Below are 20419 nucleotides of genomic sequence, written 5' to 3' on the forward strand. Positions count from 1 at the left end.
GCCTGACCGCGCGCACCGCGCCGGTCGTGCCGGGGGAGCGGGAGCCGGAGGAGGACCGCCGACCGGGCCAGGGCCAGGCCGGCAAGGGCTCCTCGGCGAAGGGGTCCGCCGTCAAGGGCGCGGCTGGCAAGGGCGCCGCCGGTAAGGGCTCCACGGGCAAGGGCTCCGCCGGCAAGGGTGCCGCGGCGAAGGGTGCGGGCAGGGACGCGAGCGGGCCGGGCGCCGAGGGCGGGGCCCGGAAGGCGCCGCGCAAGCAGGCCGTCCGGCCGCCGAAGGCGCTGCGCACCGCCGCCGCGCGGCCCTCCCGGCCCGAGGCGCCGTCCGGCGAGCCGCTCGCCGGACAGCGCTACGAGGTCGAGGTCGGCCCGGTCGCGCACGGCGGCGGGCACTGCGTGGCCCGGCACGAGGGGCGGGTGCTGTTCGTGCGGCACGCGCTGCCCGGCGAGAAGGTCGTCGCGCTGGTGACCGACGGCACGTCCACCTCGCGGTTCCTGCGGGCCGACGCGGTGGAGATCCTGGAGCCCGCCAAGGACCGGATCGAGGCGCCGTGCCCGTTCGCCGGGCCCGGCAAGTGCGGCGGCTGCGACTGGCAGCACGTGACCCCGGGCGGGCAGCGCAAGCTCAAGGCGGCGGTGCTGACCGAGCAGCTGGCCAAGCTGGCCGGGCTCACCCCGGCCGAGGCGGGCTGGGACGGCAGCGTCGAGCCGGTCGGCGGCAAGCTCCCGTCCGGCCAGGTGCCGGCCTGGCGCACCCGGGTGCAGTACGCGGTGGACGCGGAGACGGGCAAGGTCGGCCTGCGCAAGCACCGCTCGCACGAGGTGCAGCCGGTGGACCGCTGCCTGATCGCCGCCGAAGGCGTCACCGAGCTGGGCATCGAGTCCCGCGACTGGCCGGGCGTGGCCAGCGTCGAGGTGATCGCCGCGACCGGTTCCTCGGACCGCCAGGTGGTGCTGACCCCGCGCGACGGCGCCCAGCTGCCGCTGGTCGAGCTGGACAAGCCGGTGTCCATCGCCCGGGTGGACGAGCAGGGCGACGTGCACAAGGTGCACGGGCGCGGCTTCGTCCGCGAGCGGGCGGCCGGGCGGACCTGGCGGGTCAGCAACGGCGGCTTCTGGCAGATCCACCCGGAGGCGCCGGACACCCTGGTCGACGCCGTGCTGGACGGGCTGGACCCGCAGTGGGGCGAGAGCGCGCTCGACCTCTACTGCGGTGTCGGCCTGTTCGCCGGCGCGCTGGCCGACAGGGTCGGCGAGGAGGGCGCGGTGCTCGGCATCGAGTCCTCCAAGCAGGCCGTGGTCGACGCCCGGCACAACCTGGCCGCGCTGGACAACGTGCAGATCGAGTGCGACCGGGTCGAGACGCTGCTGCCGCGCACCGGCATCACCGCCACCGACCTGATCGTCCTGGACCCGCCGCGCGCGGGCGCCGGGCGCGAGACGGTGGCGCACCTGGTCGGCCTGGAGGCGCGCCGGATCGCGTACGTGGCCTGCGACCCGGCGGCGCTCGCCCGGGACCTGAAGTTCTTCCGCGAGGGCGGCTACCGGCTGGTCTCGCTGCGGGCCTTCGACCTGTTCCCGATGACGCACCACTTCGAGTGCGTGGCGATCCTGGAGCCGGCCGGGGAGTGATTCCGGGGGTGGCCCGTTGGGCCGGTTCCCTTTCGGCCGGTCCCGTTCGGCCGTTCGGTTGACCAGCCGGTGGAGCAGCCGGTGAGGAGGCGGTACCCGCTCGGCGGGTGCCGCCTCCTCGGCGTTGCCGGCCGGGCCGGTCAGGGCTCGTTGTGCTCCTCCTCGTCGGCGTCGTGCGGGAGGTCGATGCCGTGCTGGGCCGCGAGCCGGATGAGTGAGGCGATCCGGCCCTCGTATGCCTGGACGCCGTCGGCGTCCCCTTCGGCCCGTGCCGCCGCGAGGTCCTGCCGGGCCTGGGCGAGCTGCTCGCGCAGCTCCTGGTCGAACATGGCTGTCATCTGCCGGCCTCCACACCGGTCGGTGCCGCTCAGTGGAACGCTCAGGGGAGATCAGATTCCCGGATGGTGCAGGACTCTTCAAGTCTCACTCGTCCTGGTGGGGTGGGGCGGCGACGGGCGGGTATGGGAGGTGGGCGGCCCGGAGCGGTGGTCGGTGACGGGGAGGTTGCGTGGGGGCGTGCGGCAGGTGTGCGGGCGGTGTGCGCGCGCCCTTGTTGTGCTAGCACTTCGGCGCTAGCTTGAAGGGCATGGCCAAGAAGCAGCTGAACGTCCGCGTGGACGCCACGACCGCGGAGATTGCCCGGGAACGGGCGGAGCAGCAGGGGATCAGCATGAACCAGTACATCGAGCGCCTGGTCCAGCAGGACATGGGCGAGTCCGGCCGGGCCTTCGTCGACGCGGCCGCGCAGTTCATGAAGGAGTACGAGACGTCCTTCCTCGCCGAGTTCGGGGAGCCGGGCGACCTCCAGGACGTGCGCCGTTGAAACTGGAGGTCGACCTCTCGTGGCTGCTCATGACCGCCGAGCAGTACACGCCCGGTGACCCGCAGGTCACCGACTACGGCTCGCTGCTCGCGGCCGTCACCCGGCACCAGGCCGAGATATTCGACATCGCCGTCTACCCCGAACCGCACGACCGCGCCGCCGCCCTGATGCACCAGCTGATCCGGGTGCCGGCCCTGGAGAAGACCAACGAGCTCTTCGCGACCGCCGTCGCGTACGCCTACCTCGTCGCCAGCGGCTGCACCGTCGCCACCACCGCCCGCGAGGTGCGCAGCCTCTCCCGGGCCATCCGCGAGGGGCGGCTCGGGGTGTCCGGCGTCGCCGAGCGGCTGGCGGCGTGGGTGGTGGACGAGGCCGAGGGGGAGGGCGTCAGCGGGGCGGACGACGAGGAGGAGGACGACGACTGACCGCCGCCCTCCCGGGCGTCGCAGCGGGGGCGTGACGGCTGCGGCCGGGAGGCGTACCGGGGCGTGACCGCTGCGACCGTCGGCCGGAGCGGGGTGCCACCGCTGTGCCCGTCGGCCCTACCGAGGCGTGCCCGCTGTGCCCCGCCGCCGTCCGGTCAGGCCTGCGGTGCGTCGGCCGGCTCGGCGATCAGGGCCGTCGCGAACGGGCGGAAGCCGGCCCGGCGGTAGATCCGGGCGACGTCCTCGTCGGCGGCGGACAGGAACACCGTCCCGACGCCGTTGGCCCGGGCGTGCGCGACCAGGACCGCGGTGACCGCGAGGCCCAGGCCGCGCCGACGGGCGGTGGGCAGCGTGCCCACGCCGACCACCTCGCCGACCGGGCCCACCGGGTTGTACTGGCCGGCGCACAGCACCGAACCGCCCTCCAGCGCGGCCGCCTGCACGGTGACGCCGTCGGTGATCCGCTGCGCGATCCGCGCCACCGCGCCGTCGGCCGCCAACCCCGCCACGCTCTGCGCCAGTTCGGCCGCACCGGCCGCGCCGATCGCGGTGCCCGGGGTTCCGAAGGCCACGCGCGGGACGGCCACCGCCTCCGCCAGCTCGGGCGCGTCCGGGCCCAGCACCCGCACCTCCACCCGCTCCGGCAGTACCGGCGCCGGGGCGGGCTCGTCCTGCGCGCCCAGCACCAGCAGCGGGTGCTCGTGCACCGTCAGGCCGGCCGCCTCGACGGCCGCGCGCAGCTCGGGATTCTGCTCGGCCACCCACTCGAAGGCCTCCGGCGCGCCCACCTCGCGCTGCCGCTCCAGCACCCGGCGGACGTCCTCGGCCGTGGCCGCCGGGCCGGTGTGGCCGGGCGTCGGGCGGGCGTAGTAGTGCCAGCCGGTGTCGCCCTCGCGGACGAAGAGGGTCAGCGGGCCGAAGTCCTCGGCACGGGCGGCGCTGCGCGGTGCGGCGTCGTAGTAGCGCTCGATCTCGTCGAGCAGCGGGCGGTCGGGAGCATGATCGTCAGAAGTCACGGCGTGCATCAAAGCAGGGGTGCGGGCGGGCTGCCACCGATTTGCCGCGCGTCGGGGCGGGGCGTCGGGGTAGGGGCCGGGGTGGTGGAGCGGGGCGTTCGGGCGGGGTTCGGACGGGGGTTCGGCGGGGTGCGGGCGGGGGCTGTGCGGGGTGCGGGCGGGGATTGTTGCCGAACGCTTACCGGCCCGCAGCGATCTTGTGCGGACAAAGCGTGCATGCTGATGCTTTTACAGCTCTGCCGAGGGGGACGGCGGACGTCTGCATTCGGCGAGGCAAGGGGGAAGACAGGCCCATGAGGCTCTGCTTTCTGGTGGAGGAACACTACCGGCGCGACGGCATGCCGCTCGACGTGGCGCGTCAGCTCACCGCGTGGGGGCACCGGGTGGACGTGCTGCGCCCCGGGGACTCGCTGATGGCGATCTCCGAGGCGGTCCGGGCCGGCAGCCACGACGCCTGGGTGCTCAAGACCGTCTCCGGCGGTCCCGGGCTGACCCTGCTGGAGGCGGCCGCCGCCGTCGGCCTCACCACGGTGAACGACGTGCGCTCCATCCGGGGCGTCCGGGACAAGGCGCTCGCCGCGGTCATCGGCCGCACCCGCGGGCTGCCCGTTCCGGTGACATACGCGGCGGCGCGCTGGGAGCGGCTCGCGGAGATCCCGACCGCCGAGTACCCGCTGGTGGTCAAGCCGGCCGACGGCAGCTCCGGGCGCGCCGTCCGGCTGGTGCGCAGCCCGGACCACCTGCTGGAGGTCGGGCCCGAACTGGCCGGCGAGGGGCTGCTGATCGCCCAGCCGTACGTGCCGAACTCGGGCACCGACCTGAAGGTGTACTGCGTCGACGGCGAGCTCTTCGCGACGGAACGTTCCTCCCCGCTGCACCTCGGGCAGGGCGTCCGGGAGCGGCAGGTGCCGCTGCCGGGGAGCGTCGCGCGGATCGTCGCGCAGGTCGGCGAGGTGTTCGGGCTGGACCTGTACGGGGTCGACGTGCTGCTCGGGCCGGACGGGCCGGTGGTGGTCGACATCAACGACTTCCCGAGCTTCCGGCAGGTGCCGGACGCCGTGGCCCGGGTCGCCCGCGCGGTGCTGAGGCTCGCCCGCAGCGGGACCGCCGTGTCGGTGCCCGGCGAGCCCGCCGCCCTGGTGTCGGCGGGCGGCGCCGATCGGTACGGGCAACTGGGCTTCGGCGAGGGGGAGTTGCTGTGAAGGTCGGGCTGATCACTGGGAACCCCGGGCACCCGGTGCTGGCGGCGACCGCGGCGCTGCTGGTGGAGGGCGGGCACGAGCTGGTGGTCGTGCCGCCGGTCGGGGCGTCTGCTGAGGCGCCGGTCGGCGCGTCCGCCGGGCCGTTCGCGGACGTGGCGGACGGCCCCGTGGACGTCTGTCTGCTGAAGGCCCGTACGCCCCGAGCGCTGTCGCTGGCACGGGAGTTCGAGCAGCGGGGCGTACCCGTGGTGAACTCGGCGGCGGCCACCGGACTCTGTCAGGACCGGGTGCGGATGGCCGACCTCGCGGCCGCCGCCGGACTGCCCTTCGCGGCCACCGTCGCCGCCGGGCCGCTGCGCGAACTCGCCGCCCCGGCCTACCCGTTCGTCGTCAAGAGCCGGCACAGCAGGCGGCACGACCTGGTCGCCCGGGTCGACGGCCCGGACCGGCTGCGCGAACTCGCCGAGCAGTGGCCCGAGGAGCCCGTCGTCACCCAGCCGTTCGTCCCCGGGACCGGCTGGGACCAGAAGCTGTGGGTGGTCGACGGGCGGGTCTTCGCCGCCCGCCGACGGTCCGAGCTCGCCACCGGATCGGGGGAGCCGGGCCGGGCCGAGGACTGGGAACCGCCCGCCGCGCGGGCCGCGCTCGCGCTGCGCGTCGGCGAGGTGTTCGGGCTCGACGTGTACGGGGTCGACCTGCTCGACGGGCCGGCCGAGCCCGTCATCGTGGACGTCAACGCCTTCCCCGGGATCCGCGGCCGGGCCGGCGCGCCCGAGGCGCTCGCCGCGCTCGCGCTGCGGGTCGCGGCGGGGCGCGGGCGGACGCCGGTGGGGCGGTTGGCGGTGCCGTCGGGGTCGTGAGGGGCGACCGGCGGGTCGGGATGGTTAGGCTGGCTGGCGCCCCGACCGGCCGGGGCGTACGGCGAGAGAAGACGGAACGTTGCTGCAGGACATCGAGCGCTACCTGGCCTGCCCCCTCTGCGCGCAGGACCTCACCCGGCACGACCGCAGCCTGCGCTGCCCCTCCGGGCACAGCTTCGACCTCGCCAAGCAGGGCTACGTCAGCCTCCTCGCCGGCGACGCCCACACCGGCACCGGGGACACCGCCGGGATGGTCGCCGCCCGCTCCGACTTCCTCGCCGCCGGGCACTACCGGCCCATCGCGGACGCCCTCGCCGAGGCCGCAGCCGCGGCGACCGCCGGTGATCGCGCAGGAGGCCCCGCCGCTGAGTCCGGAGGTCTGGTCGCCGACCTCGGCGCCGGCACCGGGCACTACCTGGCCCACGTCCTCGACGCCCTGCCCGACCGGGTCGGCGCGGCCCTCGACATCTCCAAGTACGCGCTGCGACGCGCCGCCAAGGCACACCCGCGGATCGGCGCCGTCGTCTGCGACGCCTGGCGCCCGCTGCCGCTGCGCGACGCCTCCGCCGAGCTGATGCTCAACGTCTTCGCGCCGCGCAACGGGCCCGAGATCCGCCGGGTGCTGCGCCCCGGCGGCACCCTGCTGCTGGTCTCGCCCACCGCCCGCCACCTGCGCGAACTCGTCGACGCGCTGGGGCTGTTGTCGGTGGACGAGGAGAAGCAGCGGCGGATCGACGAGAAGCTCGGGCCGTACCTGACGCCCGCGGACCGGCGGGAGGTCGAGTTCACCCTGCGGCTCGGCCCGCAGGACGTGCGCACCGTCGTCGGCATGGGGCCCAGCGCCTGGCACACCGACCCGGAGCGGCTGGAGGCCTCGCTCGCGGCCCTGCCGGACCCGGTCGAGGTGACCGCCTCGGTGACGGTGGCCGCCTACCGGCGCTGAGCGCCCGGGACTCGTTCGGCGTCGCTGCTGAGTGCTTCGGAGTTCTTCTGCGTTCTTCGACGGTGCTTCCGCGTTCTTCGATGGCGCTTCGGCGTCGCTTCCGGGTGCGGTGGGTGGTCATCGGGGCGGGGTAGGGGCGCCACGTTGGGATGAATCTGTCGTGCAGGCACGTTTCCGCCGGTCGGCCTGCGGCTAACGTCCGACGGGTGAACCGCGACGCCACCAGGCCCGCCGGGCTGGCCCCCCTCCGACCGGACACCCCGGGGCCCGGCCGGTCGCCCGTGCCACGCCCCACCGTCGAGGAGCTCCGGCTCACCTCGTTCAAGTCCTACCGGCGCGCGGTGCTGCCCCTCGCGCCCCTGACCGTGCTCCACGGGCCCGCCGGGGTCGGCAAATCCAACGCGCTCGACGCGCTCGCGGTGCTGTCCCGGCTCGCGCTCGGCGAGGAGCTCGCCGACTCGCTGGACGGGCTGCCCGACCGCGCCGGCCCGCTCGCCCTGCCCGTCCGGGGCGGGCTGCACGGCTGCGTCCCGCACGGGCGGGACGCGATCATCCTCGGCTGCACCGTCCGCTCCCCGCACGGCCGGATCCGGCTCGACGTCGTGATCCGGACGGACGGCCCGGTCCGGATCGCCCGGGAGTCGCTCACCCTCGACGGCCGGACCCTGATGGACACCGGCGAGCAGGACGTCCGCAACAAGCGGGTCAACGTCTGCTGGCACAACGACACCCGTCAGGGCGACATCCGGGCGCCCTTCCCCAGCGGCACCATGATCACCGCGCAGCTGCCGCTGCGGGTCGCGGGCTCGTCGGCCGGTGAGTGCCTGGTCCTGGCCGCCACCGAGGACCTGCTCACCGCGCTGCGCGAGGTCTTCCCGCTGCACCCCGTCCCCGCCCTGATGCGCGGCTGGGCCCGGGCCGACCCGCAGGCCAGGCTGCGCGGCAACGCCGCCAACATCTCCGCCGTCATCGCCCGGCTGGGCGACGAGTGTCAGCGCCGGTACGGGCAGCTCCTGCGCGTCGTGCAGTCCGCCGCGCCGCATCCGCTGCTGGGGCTCACCGTGGCCGAGCGGACGGGCGACGAGGGCGTGCGGCGGGTCCTGGCCGTCTTCGACGAGGGTGTGCTCGGGCGCACCGGGGCCGACCAGGCCTCCGACGGCATGCTGCGCCACCTCGCGTTCGCCGCCGTGCTGCTGACCGGGGCCGGGGTGCTCGACCTCGATGTGGCCGCCGAGGTGCCGTGGGCGCACCGGCAGCTCACCGTGCTGGCCGAGGACCTGGGGGCGGGGCTGTCCACCGAGCAGACCGCCACGCTGCTGCGGCTGGCCCGGGACATGGCGGACCGAAGCCAGCTGCGGGTGGTGGCGGCGCTGCAGGAGCCGGGGGCGGTGCGGGAGGCGCTGGGCGGCGATCCGCAGTCGGGCGGGGTGGCGGTGGTGGAGTGCCGGCGGGATCCCGGCTCGGGGTTCACGGTGCTGCGGCCGGAGACCGCCCGGGTGCCGGCCCGGGTCCCGTTCCAGGGCGGGCGCGGGGAGGGGGCCGACGGTGCCGACGGGGTTGACGGAGCTGACAGCGCCTACGGTGCCGGCGGTGCCGACGGGGCGGGGGAAGGGGCGGGGACGGCGGCGGACGGGTTCGGGGTGGAGGGGCCCGGGCCGGTGGCGGGCTGCGATGGGGTAGACCTGGAGGGGTGAGCGAACGAGTGACGGGACCGGGGGAGCCGACCCTGGAGGCCCTGAGGCAGCGGCTGGTGGACTTCGCGGCGGCCCGGCGGTGGGAGCCCTTCCACACGCCGAAGAACCTGGCGGCGGCGCTGAGCGTGGAGGCGGGGGAGTTGCTGGAGATCTTCCAGTGGCTGACGCCCGAGCAGGCGGCCGCGGTGATGTCCGAGCCGGAGCGCGCGCACCGGGTGCGCGACGAGGTCGCGGACGTGATGGCGTATCTGCTGCAGTTCTGCACGGCGGTCGGGGTGGACCCGCTGGAGGCCCTCGCGGCCAAGATCGAGCGCAACGAGCACCGCTTCCCGGTGCCGGAGGAAGCGGCTGACGTCAACTCGGACGCGAGCGATCAACCCTTGTGAGGGACGAAGTTATCCACAACCCCCGACTTATCCACAGCTTCTGACAAGGCGGATGCGGGTTTCCGCGCTTCCTCGCACGCTGTCGCCGTGACCATCCGGCCGCCTCCTCGGCGGCCGGGGCGACGGCGAGCGAGAGGAGCGGTGGCCATGGAGGCGCTGCGACTGATCAAGACGGCCCGGCACGCGCTGACCGAGGCCAGGCACGTACCGGATGTGCTGGCCGAGGCGCGGCAGGCCGCGCTGCTCACCGAGGCGGTGGGTGCCCGGCTGGCGGAGTCGGCGGACGAGGAGCTCACCGGGCTGGGCCAGCAGCTCGCCGAGGCCGGGGCGCACGCGGCGGTCTGCCTGGACCGCTCCGTCGTCCGGGCCGCCCTGGTGAGCGGCGGCCGGGCGGCGCGGCTCACCGGACTCGGAGAGCCGGCCGCGGCCTTGGGCGCGCTGGACGGGCTGCTGCAGGAGGTCGGGGAGACGCTGGTGGTGCTGGCCTGCGGGGCCGAAACCGAGAGCCTCTACTGGACGTGCATCGACGGCGTCGACGCGGTGTCGGAGTGCAAGGACCTGGCCGGGCGGCTGTGTGAGGCAGCCGGCCGGGCCGAGGGAACGGAGCGGGCGCCGCTCGGCGGGGCGGGGCCCGAACGGGCCGACTGCGGCTCTCCGTTACTCGTCGTCAGGCTCGGCCCGCCGGATGACCACGACGCACGGGACGGTAGCGAGTCCCGTGATGGCGGCGGGGCACGGGAGGTCGACGACGGCCGCCCGCCGGGGGAGAGTCGCCCGCCGGACGACGACGGCCCGCCGGGTGAGGGCGGGCCGTCGGAGCGGGAGCGGGCGGCCGGCTACCGGGCGCCCGGAACGGTCGGAGCCCCGGAGGTGTCCGTGCCGGTCGGATAGGTGGCGGGCTCGGTGTCCCGCAGGCCGGAGGACCGCAGCGCGGCGAGATCCGCGGTGACCGAGGCGAGCAGTTCCTGCATCTGCTCCAGCAGGCTCTTGGGGGCGTCGGGCCCGGCCCAGGCGCCGTCGGCCGAGCCCGTCGGGCTGCTCGGGGGCTGCGGCGTGGCAGAGGGTTCGGACATGGCGGGACCTCTTCGGATCGGTGGTGCGGTGTGCCGCAGCGACCAACGAACCGCGCCGGTGGCGGGTCACCGGGCACCACCCGATGCGGTCCGACTCCGGTACGCCGTAAGCCTCCCGGGTGAGCCCGGGTTGCCGCCGCGCCGCGGCCTGGGCTAGGCGGTGGCCCGGTGCGGTGCGGTGCGGTGCGGTGCGGTGAGGCCCGGAGACAGATGGCACGCAGATCGCATGCCCCGGCGCAGCGCGCCACGACTCGGCGACGAGGACGAACGGAGGTGGAGGAAGGCGGAGAAGGGGGAACACCCACCCCTTGCCACTCTCAAGGTATAGCGCAAGGGGGGTCTTGCGGCAAGGCCCCCGTGGTGGCGCACAATCGCAGGCCTCAGATCGGAGTTGATGCCATGACCCCCCTGACCACCAGCGCGTTCGACCTTCCCGACCGCCTCGCCGCCAAGGCCGACCCGGCACTGATCGGCGACGACGAGCGGCACTTCGCGGCCATCGCGGAGAGCCTCGAAGCGACGATCGCCGAGCTGTCCGACCGCCTCGACGCCGTGCGCCGGGCACCGGGCGGCAAGGGCCGGGAGGCGATGGACCGGGACATCGAGGTCCACAGGCTGACCGGTCGCCTGCGGGCGCTGCGCCGCTTCGGCCTGGACCTCTGTCTCGGCCACGTCGTTCGCGCGGACGACGTGGAGCCGGTGTACATCGGGCGGCTCGGCCTCACCGACAGCGAGGGGCGCCGGCTGCTGGTGGACTGGCGCTCGCCCGCGGCCGAGCCCTTCTTCGCGGCGACGCACGCAGATCCGATGGGGCTGGTGAGCCGCCGTCGGTACCGCTGGACCGGTGGCCGGATCGGCGACTACTGGGACGAGGTGTTCACCACCGAGGCCCTGGAGGGGCACGCCGCCCTGGACGACCAGTCCGCCTTCATCGCGAGCCTGGGCGGCAACCGCTCGCCCCGGATGCGGGACGTGCTGGCCACCATCCAGGCCGACCAGGACGCCATCATCCGGGCCGGGTCCCGGGGCGCCCTGGTGGTCGACGGCGGTCCGGGCACCGGCAAGACCGTCGTCGCGCTGCACCGCTCCGCGTACCTGCTCTACTCCGACCCGCGCCTCGGCCACCGGCGGGGCGGTGTGCTGTTCGTCGGCCCGCACCAGCCGTACCTGTCGTACGTCGCCGACGTCCTGCCCAGCCTCGGCGAGGAGGGCGTGCGGACCTGCACCGTGCGGGACCTGGTCGCGGAAGGGGCGAAGGCGGGGGCCGAGGCCGATCCGGAGGTGGCCCGGCTGAAATCCACGGTCGACATGGTGAAGGCGATCGAGAAGGCCGTCCGCTTCTACGAGGAGCCGCCCACCGAGGGCATGGCGGTCACGACCCACTGGTCCGACCTCTGGCTGAGCGCCGAGGACTGGTCCGACGCCTTCGCCGCGCCGGACCCGGGCACCCCGCACAACGAGGCGCGCGAGCAGATCTGGGAGGAGCTCACCACGATCCTGCTGGACAAGCTGGGCGAGGACGAGGAGGAGGTGTCGCCCGAGCTGTTCCGCCGCTCGCTGCGGCAGGACCGCGAGCTGGTGGAGACCCTCAACCGCGCGTGGCCGCTGCTCGAAGCGGCCGACCTGGTCGGCGACCTCTGGTCGGTGCCCGCCTACCTGCGGATGTGCGCTCCCTGGCTCGACCCCGAGGAGGTCCGCAAGCTGCAGCGCAAGGAGGCGCCCCAGGCCTGGACGGTGTCCGACCTGCCGCTCCTGGACGCCGCCCGGCAGCGGCTCGGCGATCCGGAGGCGGCGCGGCGGCAGCGCCGGCGCGAGGCCGCGGTCGCGGCCGAGCGGGCCCGCATGGCCGACGTCATCGGTGACCTGCTCCAGGCCGACGACGACGGCGAGGGCGCGGTGACGATGCTGCGCGGGCGGGACCTCCAGGACAGCCTGGTGGACGAGACCGCCCTGCCCGTCGCCGATCCGGAGCCGCTGGCCGGCCCGTTCGCGCACGTCGTGGTGGACGAGGCCCAGGAGCTGACCGACGCGGAGTGGCAGATGCTGCTGCTGCGCTGCCCGTCCCGGAGCTTCACCATCGTCGGGGACCGCGCGCAGGCCAGGCACGGGTTCACGGAGTCGTGGCTGGAGCGGCTGGAGCGGATCGGGCTCGACCGCGCCACGGTGGCCTCGCTGAGCATCAACTACCGGACGCCGGAGGAGGTCATGGCCGAGGCCGAGCCCGCCATCCGGGCCGCCCTGCCGGACGCCAACGTGCCGACCTCCGTCCGCAGCAGCGGCATCCCCGTGGGGCACGGGGCGGTGTCGGAGCTGGACGCGGTCCTGGACGGCTGGCTCGCCGAGCACGCCGAGGGTGTCGCCTGTGTGATCGGCGCCCCTGACTTCCGGGCCCGGCCGCGGGTGCGGTCGCTGACCCCGGAGCTGTCGAAGGGGCTGGAGTTCGACCTGGTCGTCCTGGTCGATCCGGAGGCGTTCGGCGGGGGCGTGGAGGGCGCCGTCGACCGCTACGTCGCGATGACCAGGGCGACCCAGCGGCTGGTGGTCCTCAGGAGCTCGTGAGACGGGAGTGAACAGTGGTGAACAGGAGGGAGCGGAGGGGAGCCGAGCGTGCGGAGGGGCCGTACCGCCCGTCGCCCGGTCGAGTGACGCGGGTGTCGGCAGACGGCTCCCGGACGCCAGACTGGGGCGATGGACGAGGAGGAACCGCTGGCGTCGTGGGCGGCCAGGCGGGAGCAACGGCTGCGGCCGGTAGGGCAGTTGCGGGCCGTCCGGCTCGCGGACGGGCGGCCGGGCGGTGCCCACGTGGCGCCGGGCGAGCCGCGGCTGATCGTGCGCTGGGACGGCTACCAGTGGCTGCCGGAGACGGTGGCCGAGGACTACGCGGCCGCCCAGCGGATCCTGCACGGCGTCGAAGGCGACGGCCTGCGGCGCCCCGGGTACCGGGCGCCGCGGCCGACCAAGCCACCGGGGCGCCACCGCAAGCCCCGCGGGGTGTGAGGCGCCGCCGGGAGCGGGGAGCGGGGAGCGGGGAGCCGCCCGTCGCCCGGTTGCTGCGCGTGACGCGCGGCGGGTGGCGCGGGTGCCGGGCCGGGCGAGCCTCGGCGCCCCGCGGGCGCCTGACGACGTCCGACGACGCGAGCGGGGCCCGGCGCCACCGGCGCCGGACCCCGACCGTCGTGGCCCGTACGTCAGTTGTGGGCGTGCAGGTCCGCGTTCAGGCCGCCCCAGGAGCCGGAGCGGGCGATGACCTCGACCGCGCCGGTCTGCGAGTTGCGGCGGAACAGCAGGTTGTCCTGGCCGGACAGCTCGACGGCCTTGGCCACCGTGCCGTCCGGGGTGGTGACCCGGGTGCCGGCGGTGACGTACAGGCCGGCCTCGACCACGCAGTCGCTGCCGAGCGAGATGCCGATGCCCGCGTTGGCACCGAGCAGGCAGCGCTCGCCGACCGAGACGACCTGCTTGCCGCCACCCGACAGGGTGCCCATGATCGAGGCGCCGCCGCCGATGTCGCTGTGGTCGCCGACGACGACGCCCGCGCTGATCCGGCCCTCGACCATGGAGGTGCCCAGCGTGCCGGCGTTGAAGTTGACGAAGCCCTCGTGCATCACGGTGGTGCCGACGGCCAGGTGCGCGCCCAGCCGGACGCGGTCGGCGTGGGCGATGCGCACACCGGTCGGGGCGACGTAGTCGGTCATCCGCGGGAACTTGTCGATCCCGAACACGGCAAGCTGGCCGCCCTGGGCGCGCACCGCGAGGCGGGCCTGCTCGACCTTGTCCACCGGGACGGGGCCGATGCTGGTCCACGCGACGTTGGCCAGCAGGCCGAAGATGCCGTCCAGGTTCAGGCCGTGCGGCTTGACCAGGCGGTGGCTGAGCAGGTGCAGGCGCAGGTACACGTCGTGCGTGTCGAGCGGCTTCTCGTCCAGCGAGGCGATGGTGGTGCGCACGGCGACCACCTCGACGCCGCGGCGCGCGTCGGCGCGCAGCGCCTCGGCCGCGCCGGTGCCGAGCTCGGCCTCGGCCTGCTCGGCGGTCAGGCGGACGGTGCCGGCCGGGCCGGGCTCGGCGGCCAGAGCGGGGGCGGGGTACCACGTGTCGAGGACGGTGCCGTCGGCGGCGATGGTGGCCAGGCCGGTGGCCACGGCGCCGTTCGCCGGGGAGGTGGATTCGAGCGAGGTGGATTCAGCAGTCACATCGTGCACGTTAACCAATGCGGGGCCCCGGTGCCGAACACGCCCACCGTCCGGACCTGCCCGGCGGACTTCCCGGCCTCGGGGCCCCGGGCGGGAAAACCCCGTGCTCAGCGCCGTTTCGCTGAGCAATACTTCGGCGGGTGTTCATGTCGATCTCCACCATCGGCAGCGCCGAGGACCCGGCCACGGATCTCGGGTTCCTGCTGCACAAGCATCCCGGCAAGGTCCAGCGCTTCACGACGTCGCACGGTGAGGCCCACGTCTTCTACCCCGAGGCGGGGGACGAGGTCTGCACGGCGGCGCTGCTGCTGGACATCGACCCGGTCGCACTGGTCCGCAAGGGCCGGGGCGACGGCAGGGGGCGCGGCGGCTCGCCCGACTTCGCGCTCGCCCAGTACGTCAACGACCGCCCGTACGCCGCGTCCTCGCTCCTCGCGGTGGCGCTGCGGACGGTGTTCCGGTCCGCGATGAAGGGCGCCTGCCCGGCCCGCCCCGAACTGCCGGGGCGGGCGCGTCCGCTGCGGATCGAGCTGCCCGCCGTGCCCGCGAACGGCGCGGGCGAGGGCGGCGGCCCGGCGATGGTGGCCCGGCTGTTCGAGCCGCTGGGCTGGCGGGTCGAGGCCGTGGCGATCCCGCTGGACGAGTCGTTCCCGGAGTGGGGCGACTCCCGGTACGTGCGGATCGCGCTCGTCTCCGAGGCGGTGCGGCTCGCCGACGCGCTCCAGCAGCTGTACGTGCTGCTGCCGGTGCTGGACGGCGCCAAGCACTACTGGGTCGCCCCGGACGAGGTGGACAAGCTGCTCGCCGCCGGCGAGGGCTGGCTGGCCGCCCACCCGGAGCGTGCTCTGATCACCCGTCGCTACCTGGCCCGGCGCTGGTCGCTGACCCGGGCCGCGATGGAGCGCCTGGAACTGGCCCGGCTCGCCGAGGCGGACGACCGTGAGGTCGAGGAGGTCGACAACGCGGTCGACGACCGGCCCGAGGAGGAAGGCGCCCGGCCCGAGGAGGAGGGCACTCAGGGGAGCGGGGAGCGGCCGGCGGAGCCCGAGCGGCCCCGTCCGCCGTCCCTCGCCGAGCAGCGCCGTGCCGCGATCCTCGACGCCCTCCGCGAGACCGGGGCCGCCCGCGTCGCGGACCTCGGCTGCGGCCAGGGCGAGCTGATCGGCGAGCTGCTGAAGGACGCCCGGTTCACCGGGATCCTCGGCGTGGACGTGTCCGTGCGGGCGCTGCAGGCGGCGAGCCGCAAGCTGCGCCTGGACCGGCTGCCCGAGCGGCAGGCGGCCCGGGTGACGCTGGCGCAGGGCGCGCTGACGTACACCGACGCCCGGTTGAAGGGCTTCGACGCGGCAGTGCTGTGCGAGGTGATCGAGCACCTGGACCTGCCGCGGCTGCCCGCCCTGGAGTACGCCGTGTTCGGCGCGGCCCGGCCCCGGGCCGTGGTGGTCACCACGCCGAACGCCGAGTACAACGTCCGCTGGGAGACCCTGCCGGCGGGCACCGTCCGGCACGCCGACCACCGCTTCGAGTGGTCCCGCGCCGAGTTCGGCGCCTGGGCCGAGAAGGTCGCGGCCGCCTACGGCTACACCGTGGTGCTGCGCCCGGTCGGCCCGCAGGACGAGGAGGTCGGCGCACCGACCCAGCTCGCCCTGTTCACGGCCACCGTCGACGGGCCGGCCACTGCCGTCGACGCGCCGCCCACTGCCGTCGACGCGCCGGCCACCACCGGAGCAGCGGCCACCACCGGAGCAGCCACCACCACGACGCCCGAAGGAGGCGAACCCCGATGACCGACGCCACGGTCGACGCGACGACCGAGAGCACCGCCCCCCGCCTCCTGCCCGTCACCGACGTCTCGCTCGTCGTCCTGATCGGCACCAGCGGCGCGGGCAAGTCCACCTTCGCCCGCCGCCACTTCCTGCCCACCCAGGTGGTCTCCTCCGACTTCTGCCGGGGCCTGGTCGCGGACGACGAGAACGACCAGTCCGCCTCCGCCGAGGCCTTCGACCTCCTGCACTACATCGTCGGCAAGCGCCTGGCGGCCGGCCGGCTGACCGTCGTGGACGCCACCAACGTCCAGCCCGAGGCCCGCCGGCAGCTGGTCCGGATCGCCCGTGAGCACGACGTGCTGCCGATCGCGATCGTCCTGGACGTTCCGCCGGGGGTGTGTGCCGAGCGCAACCGGTCCCGCCCGGACCGCCAGCTGCCCGCCCATGTCAGCCCGCGCCAGAACCGCGAGCTGCGCCGCTCCCTGCGCGGCCTGGAGCGCGAGGGCTTCCGCAAGGTGCACATCCTGCGCGGCGAGGCCGAGGTGGCGGCGGCCGAGGTCGTGCCGGAGAAGCGCTACAACGACCTGCGCCACCTCACCGGTCCGTTCGACGTCGTGGGCGACATCCACGGCTGCCGTTCGGAGCTGGAGACCCTGCTGACCCGTCTCGGCTACTCCCTGACCCGGGACGCCGAGGGCCGCCCGGTGGACGCCGCGCACCCGGCGGGCCGTACCGCCGTCTTCGTCGGGGACCTGGTCGACCGCGGCCCCGACACCCCGGGCGTGCTGCGCCTGGTGATGGGCATGGTCGCGGCGGGCCACGCGATCTGCGTGCCCGGCAACCACGAGAACAAGCTCGGTCGGGCGATGGACGGCAAGAAGGTCACCGTCTCGCACGGCCTGAAGGAGTCGCTGGACCAGCTGGCGGGCGAGTCCGAGGAGTTCCGGGCCGAGGTCCGGGAGTTCATGCGCGGCCTGGTCAGTCACTACCTGCTGGACGGCGGCGCGCTGGTGGTCTCCCACGCCGGTCTGCCGGAGAAGTACCACGGCCGCAACTCGGGCCGGGTCCGCTCGCACGCGCTGTACGGGGAGACCACCGGCGAGACCGACGAGTACGGCCTGCCGGTGCGCTACCCGTGGGCGGAGGAGTACCGCGGCCGGGCGCTGGTGGTCTACGGCCACACCCCGGTGCCGACGGCGGGCTTCGTCAACAACACCCTCTGCCTGGACACCGGCTGCGTCTTCGGCGGCAGCCTGACCGCGCTGCGCTACCCGGAGCGCGAGCTGGTGAGCGTGGAGGCGGAGCGCGAGTGGTACGCCCCGGTGCGTCCGCTGATCACCGACGCGCCGGGTGCGCGCGAGGGCCGTCCGCTGGACCTCGCCGACGTGGCCGGGCGCCGGATCGTTGAGACCCGCCTGCACGGGCGGGTCGCCGTCCGGGAGGAGAACGCGGCGGCCGCACTGGAGGTGATGAGCCGCTTCGCGCTGGACCCGCGGCTGCTGGCCTACCTGCCGCCGACCATGGCGCCGAGCGCCACCTCCCGCCGGGACGGCTACCTGGAGCACCCGGAGGAGGCGTTCCTCGCCTACCGCGCGGACGGCGTGCGCCACCTGGTGTGCGAGGAGAAGCACATGGGTTCGCGCGCGGTGCTGCTGGTCGCCCGGGACGGTGCCGCGCTGGAGCGCCGCTTCGGTGTGGCCGGCCCGGGTGCGATCTGGACCCGTACCGGCCGGGCGTTCCTCGACGACGACGGGCTGACCGCCGCCGTGCTGGGGCGGGTCCGGTCGGCCGCCGAGCGGGCCGGGCTGTTCGAGGAGCTGGGCACCGACTGGCTGCTGCTGGACGCCGAGCTGATGCCGTGGTCGCTGAAGGCGGTGGAGCTGCTGCGCCGCCAGTACGCGGCGGTCGGCGCGGCGGCGGGCGCGGCCCTGCCGGAGGTGCTGTCCGCCCTGGAGCGGGCGGCCGGGCGCGGCCTGGACCTCGCGGACCTGACCGCCCGCCAGCGGCAGCGCTCCGCCGACGCGGGGGCGTTCACCGAGGCGTACCGGCGGTACTGCTGGCCGACCGAGGGCCTGTCGGGCATCCGGCTGGCGCCGTTCCAGCTGCTGGCCGCCGAGGGGGCGAACCTGGCGGTGCGTCCGCACGACGAGCACCTGGCCTGGATCGACCGCCTGGTGGCGGCCGACGACGGGGAGGAGCCGGTGCTGCACCGTACCGGCCGGGTCCTGGTGGACACCGAGGACGAGGCCTCGACGGCGGCCGCCACCGCCTGGTGGGAGGAGCTGACCGGTGCGGGCGGCGAGGGCATGGTGGTCAAGCCGCTGGCCTCGCTGGTGCGGACCACGCGTGGTGAGGGCCGTCCGGGCGGACTGGTGCAGCCGGGGATGAAGGTGCGGGGGCGGGAGTACCTGCGGATCATCTACGGCCCGGACTACACCGAGCACCTGGACCGGCTGCGTCAGCGCTCGCTGGGCCACAAGCGCTCACTGGCGCTGCGCGAGTACGCGCTGGGGCTGGAGGCGCTGGACCGGCTGGCGGCCGGGGAGCCGCTGTGGCGGGTGCACGAACCGGTGTTCGCGGTGCTGGCGCTGGAGTCCGAGCCGGTCGACCCGCGGCTGTAGCGGCGCGGCGCCTGCGGAACCGGGCAGAGGGGAGTCCCGTCCGACGGGACTCCCCTCTCTCATCCCCATGTCTGTATAGAAATTCCAAGTATCGTATACACTTGCCAGCCTTCCCCCTCGTCCCGTCACCCCAGGAGCCCGGTATGGCCTTCAACCTCCGGAACAGGCACTTCCTCAAGGAGCTCGACTTCACGCCCCAGGAGTTCCGCTTCCTGGTGGACCTCGCCGCCGGGCTCAAGGCGGCGAAGTACGCGGGCACCGAGCAGCCCAGGTTGCGGGGCAAGAACATCGCGCTGATCTTCGAGAAGACCTCGACCCGCACCCGCTGCGCCTTCGAGGTGGCCGCCCACGACCAGGGTGCCACCACCACGTACCTGGACCCGGCGGCCTCGCAGATCGGTCACAAGGAGTCCATCAAGGACACCGCCCGGGTGCTCGGCCGGATGTTCGACGGGATCGAGTACCGCGGTCACGGCCAGGAGGTCGTCGAGGAGCTCGCCGAGCACGCCGGTGTCCCGGTCTGGAACGGCCTCACCGACGAGTGGCACCCGACCCAGATGCTGGCCGACGTGCTCACCGTCACCGAGCACACCGTCAAGCCGCTCACCGACGTCGCCCTCGCCTACCTCGGCGACGCCCGCTCCAACATGGGCAACTCACTGCTGGTCACCGGGGCCCTGCTCGGCATGGACATCCGGATCGTCGCCCCGCGCGCCCTCTGGCCGACCGAGGACGTGCAGAAGTCGGCGCGGGCCCTGGCCGAGTCGACCGGCGCCCGGATCACGCTGACCGAGGACGTGGCCGAGGGCGTGGCCGGCGCCGACTTCCTCTACACCGACGTCTGGGTCTCGATGGGCGAGCCCAAGGAGGTCTGGGCCGAGCGGATCGAGCTGCTCAAGCCCTACCAGGTCTCCATGGACACCGTCCGGGCCACCGGCAACCCGGCCGTGAAGTTCCTGCACTGCCTGCCCGCCTTCCACGACCTGGGCACGGTGGTCGGGCGGCAGATGTTCGAGGCCACCGGCATGACCGAGCTGGAGTGCACCGACGAGCTGTTCGAGTCGCCGCACTCCATCGTCTTCGACCAGGCCGAGAACCGGCTGCACACCATCAAGGCGGTCCTGGTCGCCACCCTCGGCTCCTGAGCAGCCGCCCGAGGAACGGCCTGACGAGCCGAGGGGCAGCCTGAGGAGCCCCCGGTCAGCCGTCCAGCTTGACGCAGCCCACCCGGTCGCCCGCCGCGTGCGGGCCGGCCGGCGTGCCCGCGTGCAGCACCAGCGAGCGTGCCCCGCCCGGGCGCGGCTGCCAGTCCACCGCCGCCGTCGCGGTGCCCCTGCCGTGCCCGTCGGTGCGCAGCACCAGGCGCAGCTCGTTGCGCCCGTTGGCGTACGCCGGGTCGGTGGACGGCTGCACCGGGTCGACCACGTGCTGGTAGTGGGGGCCGGAGGAGGCCGGGTCGGCCCCGCAGCTGCCGGTGTGCAGGTGCGCCGGGAACTCGTGGTCGGGGGCGAGCCCGGACACCGTCAGGGTGAGCACCGTCCGCCCGGGCACCGAGCGGTCGGTGGCGACCCGGACGTGCGAGCCGTACGGCACCAGGTCGTCCGCGTAGCTGACCGCGGTCGGCGGGACGAAGGCGGTGGCCGGGTCGAAGGCGGCCTCGACGACGGAGACCCGCGAGGTGGCGGGGGCGAGCAGGGCCAGCGGCAGCAGGGCGGCGGCGAACGGAGCGGTCATCGGCGGACCTTCTGGAGCAGGGGGGCGGTCGCCCTGCTCAACGAGGCCGGGCCGC

Annotated in this window: 19 protein-coding genes; 14 read left to right on the forward strand and 5 right to left on the reverse strand. The window is 74.8% G+C overall.

What is annotated here, in order from left to right; genetic code table 11:
- The first annotated feature begins 278 nt into the window (after positions 1 to 278).
- A complete protein-coding gene (locus ACYP53_RS14580) occupies positions 279 to 1628 on the forward strand; it encodes a class I SAM-dependent RNA methyltransferase (RefSeq protein ID WP_459647984.1) in 1350 nt (449 codons plus the stop codon).
- Positions 1629 to 1768: 140 nt separating this feature from the next.
- Here ACYP53_RS14580 and ACYP53_RS14585 read toward each other — a convergent pair whose 3' ends face one another.
- The gene (locus tag ACYP53_RS14585) at positions 1769 to 1966 is read right to left on the reverse strand and encodes a hypothetical protein (RefSeq protein WP_189923791.1); all 198 of its coding nucleotides are present in this window, start codon (positions 1964 to 1966) and stop codon (positions 1769 to 1771) included.
- A gap of 248 nt (positions 1967 to 2214) precedes the next feature.
- Between ACYP53_RS14585 and ACYP53_RS14590 the strand changes: the two genes are divergently transcribed.
- Together ACYP53_RS14590 and ACYP53_RS14595 are read left to right on the forward strand one after the other, a co-directional pair.
- Positions 2215 to 2451, forward strand: a complete 237-nt coding sequence (locus ACYP53_RS14590; protein ID WP_189923789.1) for a toxin-antitoxin system HicB family antitoxin — start codon at positions 2215 to 2217, stop codon at positions 2449 to 2451.
- Positions 2452 to 2480: 29 nt separating this feature from the next.
- Positions 2481 to 2876, forward strand: coding sequence for a fic family toxin-antitoxin system, toxin component (locus ACYP53_RS14595; protein ID WP_373313904.1), 396 nt, complete (start codon positions 2481 to 2483; stop codon positions 2874 to 2876).
- 155 nt (positions 2877 to 3031) lie between these two features.
- Here the strand turns inward: ACYP53_RS14595 and ACYP53_RS14600 are convergent, their stop codons facing one another.
- Complete coding sequence (locus tag ACYP53_RS14600; protein WP_459647616.1) at positions 3032 to 3892, reverse strand: GNAT family N-acetyltransferase; 861 nt, start codon at positions 3890 to 3892, stop codon at positions 3032 to 3034.
- A gap of 293 nt (positions 3893 to 4185) precedes the next feature.
- Here ACYP53_RS14600 and ACYP53_RS14605 point away from each other — a divergent pair, with 293 nt between their 5' ends.
- From ACYP53_RS14605 to ACYP53_RS14630, 6 genes are all read left to right on the forward strand, one after another.
- A complete protein-coding gene (locus tag ACYP53_RS14605) occupies positions 4186 to 5094 on the forward strand; it encodes an ATP-grasp domain-containing protein (protein WP_459647617.1) in 909 nt (302 codons plus the stop codon).
- On the forward strand, positions 5091 to 5954 hold the full coding sequence (locus ACYP53_RS14610; RefSeq protein WP_459647618.1) for an ATP-grasp domain-containing protein: 864 nt from the start codon (positions 5091 to 5093) through the stop codon (positions 5952 to 5954). Before ACYP53_RS14605 ends, ACYP53_RS14610 begins: the two co-directional genes overlap by 4 nt.
- 79 nt (positions 5955 to 6033) lie before the next feature.
- Positions 6034 to 6897: a putative RNA methyltransferase gene (locus ACYP53_RS14615; RefSeq protein WP_459647619.1), complete on the forward strand. Its 864-nt coding sequence runs from the start codon at positions 6034 to 6036 to the stop codon at positions 6895 to 6897.
- A 206-nt stretch (positions 6898 to 7103) separates the two neighbouring features.
- Positions 7104 to 8591, forward strand: a complete 1488-nt coding sequence (locus tag ACYP53_RS14620) for an AAA family ATPase (RefSeq protein WP_459647620.1) — start codon at positions 7104 to 7106, stop codon at positions 8589 to 8591.
- Complete coding sequence (locus ACYP53_RS14625; RefSeq protein ID WP_459647621.1) at positions 8588 to 8977, forward strand: nucleotide pyrophosphohydrolase; 390 nt, start codon at positions 8588 to 8590, stop codon at positions 8975 to 8977. The genes ACYP53_RS14620 and ACYP53_RS14625 overlap by 4 nt, the downstream gene beginning before the upstream one ends.
- Positions 8978 to 9124: 147 nt before the next feature.
- Positions 9125 to 9868: a DUF6099 family protein gene (locus ACYP53_RS14630; RefSeq protein WP_459647622.1), complete on the forward strand. Its 744-nt coding sequence runs from the start codon at positions 9125 to 9127 to the stop codon at positions 9866 to 9868.
- Here ACYP53_RS14630 and ACYP53_RS14635 read toward each other — a convergent pair.
- Positions 9814 to 10050: a hypothetical protein gene (locus ACYP53_RS14635; RefSeq protein WP_459647623.1), complete on the reverse strand. Its 237-nt coding sequence runs from the start codon at positions 10048 to 10050 to the stop codon at positions 9814 to 9816. The two genes, ACYP53_RS14630 and ACYP53_RS14635, sit on opposite strands and share 55 nt — an antisense overlap.
- 399 nt (positions 10051 to 10449) lie before the next feature.
- Here ACYP53_RS14635 and helR point away from each other — a divergent pair, with 399 nt between their 5' ends.
- The gene (helR, locus tag ACYP53_RS14640) at positions 10450 to 12609 is read left to right on the forward strand and encodes an RNA polymerase recycling motor ATPase HelR (protein ID WP_459647624.1); all 2160 of its coding nucleotides are present in this window, start codon (positions 10450 to 10452) and stop codon (positions 12607 to 12609) included.
- A 129-nt stretch (positions 12610 to 12738) separates the two neighbouring features.
- Entirely contained in the window at positions 12739 to 13047 is a 309-nt protein-coding gene (locus ACYP53_RS14645) for a DUF6087 family protein (RefSeq protein ID WP_189923770.1), read from the forward strand.
- Between the two features lie 191 nt (positions 13048 to 13238).
- On the opposite strand, the gene dapD is transcribed toward ACYP53_RS14645, so the two are convergent.
- Complete coding sequence (gene dapD, locus ACYP53_RS14650; RefSeq protein ID WP_459647625.1) at positions 13239 to 14243, reverse strand: 2,3,4,5-tetrahydropyridine-2,6-dicarboxylate N-succinyltransferase; 1005 nt, start codon at positions 14241 to 14243, stop codon at positions 13239 to 13241.
- Between the two features lie 140 nt (positions 14244 to 14383).
- On the opposite strand from dapD, the gene ACYP53_RS14655 reads away from it, so the two are divergent.
- The 3 genes from ACYP53_RS14655 (at position 14384) to argF (ending at position 19775) form a co-directional block, all read left to right on the forward strand.
- The gene (locus ACYP53_RS14655; RefSeq protein ID WP_459647626.1) at positions 14384 to 16030 is read left to right on the forward strand and encodes a 3' terminal RNA ribose 2'-O-methyltransferase Hen1; all 1647 of its coding nucleotides are present in this window, start codon (positions 14384 to 14386) and stop codon (positions 16028 to 16030) included.
- The gene (locus ACYP53_RS14660; protein ID WP_459647627.1) at positions 16027 to 18630 is read left to right on the forward strand and encodes a polynucleotide kinase-phosphatase; all 2604 of its coding nucleotides are present in this window, start codon (positions 16027 to 16029) and stop codon (positions 18628 to 18630) included. The genes ACYP53_RS14655 and ACYP53_RS14660 overlap by 4 nt, the downstream gene beginning before the upstream one ends.
- Positions 18631 to 18773: 143 nt before the next feature.
- A complete protein-coding gene (gene argF / locus ACYP53_RS14665; RefSeq protein WP_189923762.1) occupies positions 18774 to 19775 on the forward strand; it encodes an ornithine carbamoyltransferase in 1002 nt (333 codons plus the stop codon).
- 55 nt (positions 19776 to 19830) lie between these two features.
- Here the strand turns inward: argF and ACYP53_RS14670 are convergent, their stop codons facing one another.
- Complete coding sequence (locus ACYP53_RS14670; protein WP_189923760.1) at positions 19831 to 20364, reverse strand: superoxide dismutase family protein; 534 nt, start codon at positions 20362 to 20364, stop codon at positions 19831 to 19833.
- Positions 20365 to 20419 lie beyond the last annotated feature (55 nt).

Source organism: Kitasatospora sp. Ki12 (assembly GCF_054601375.1).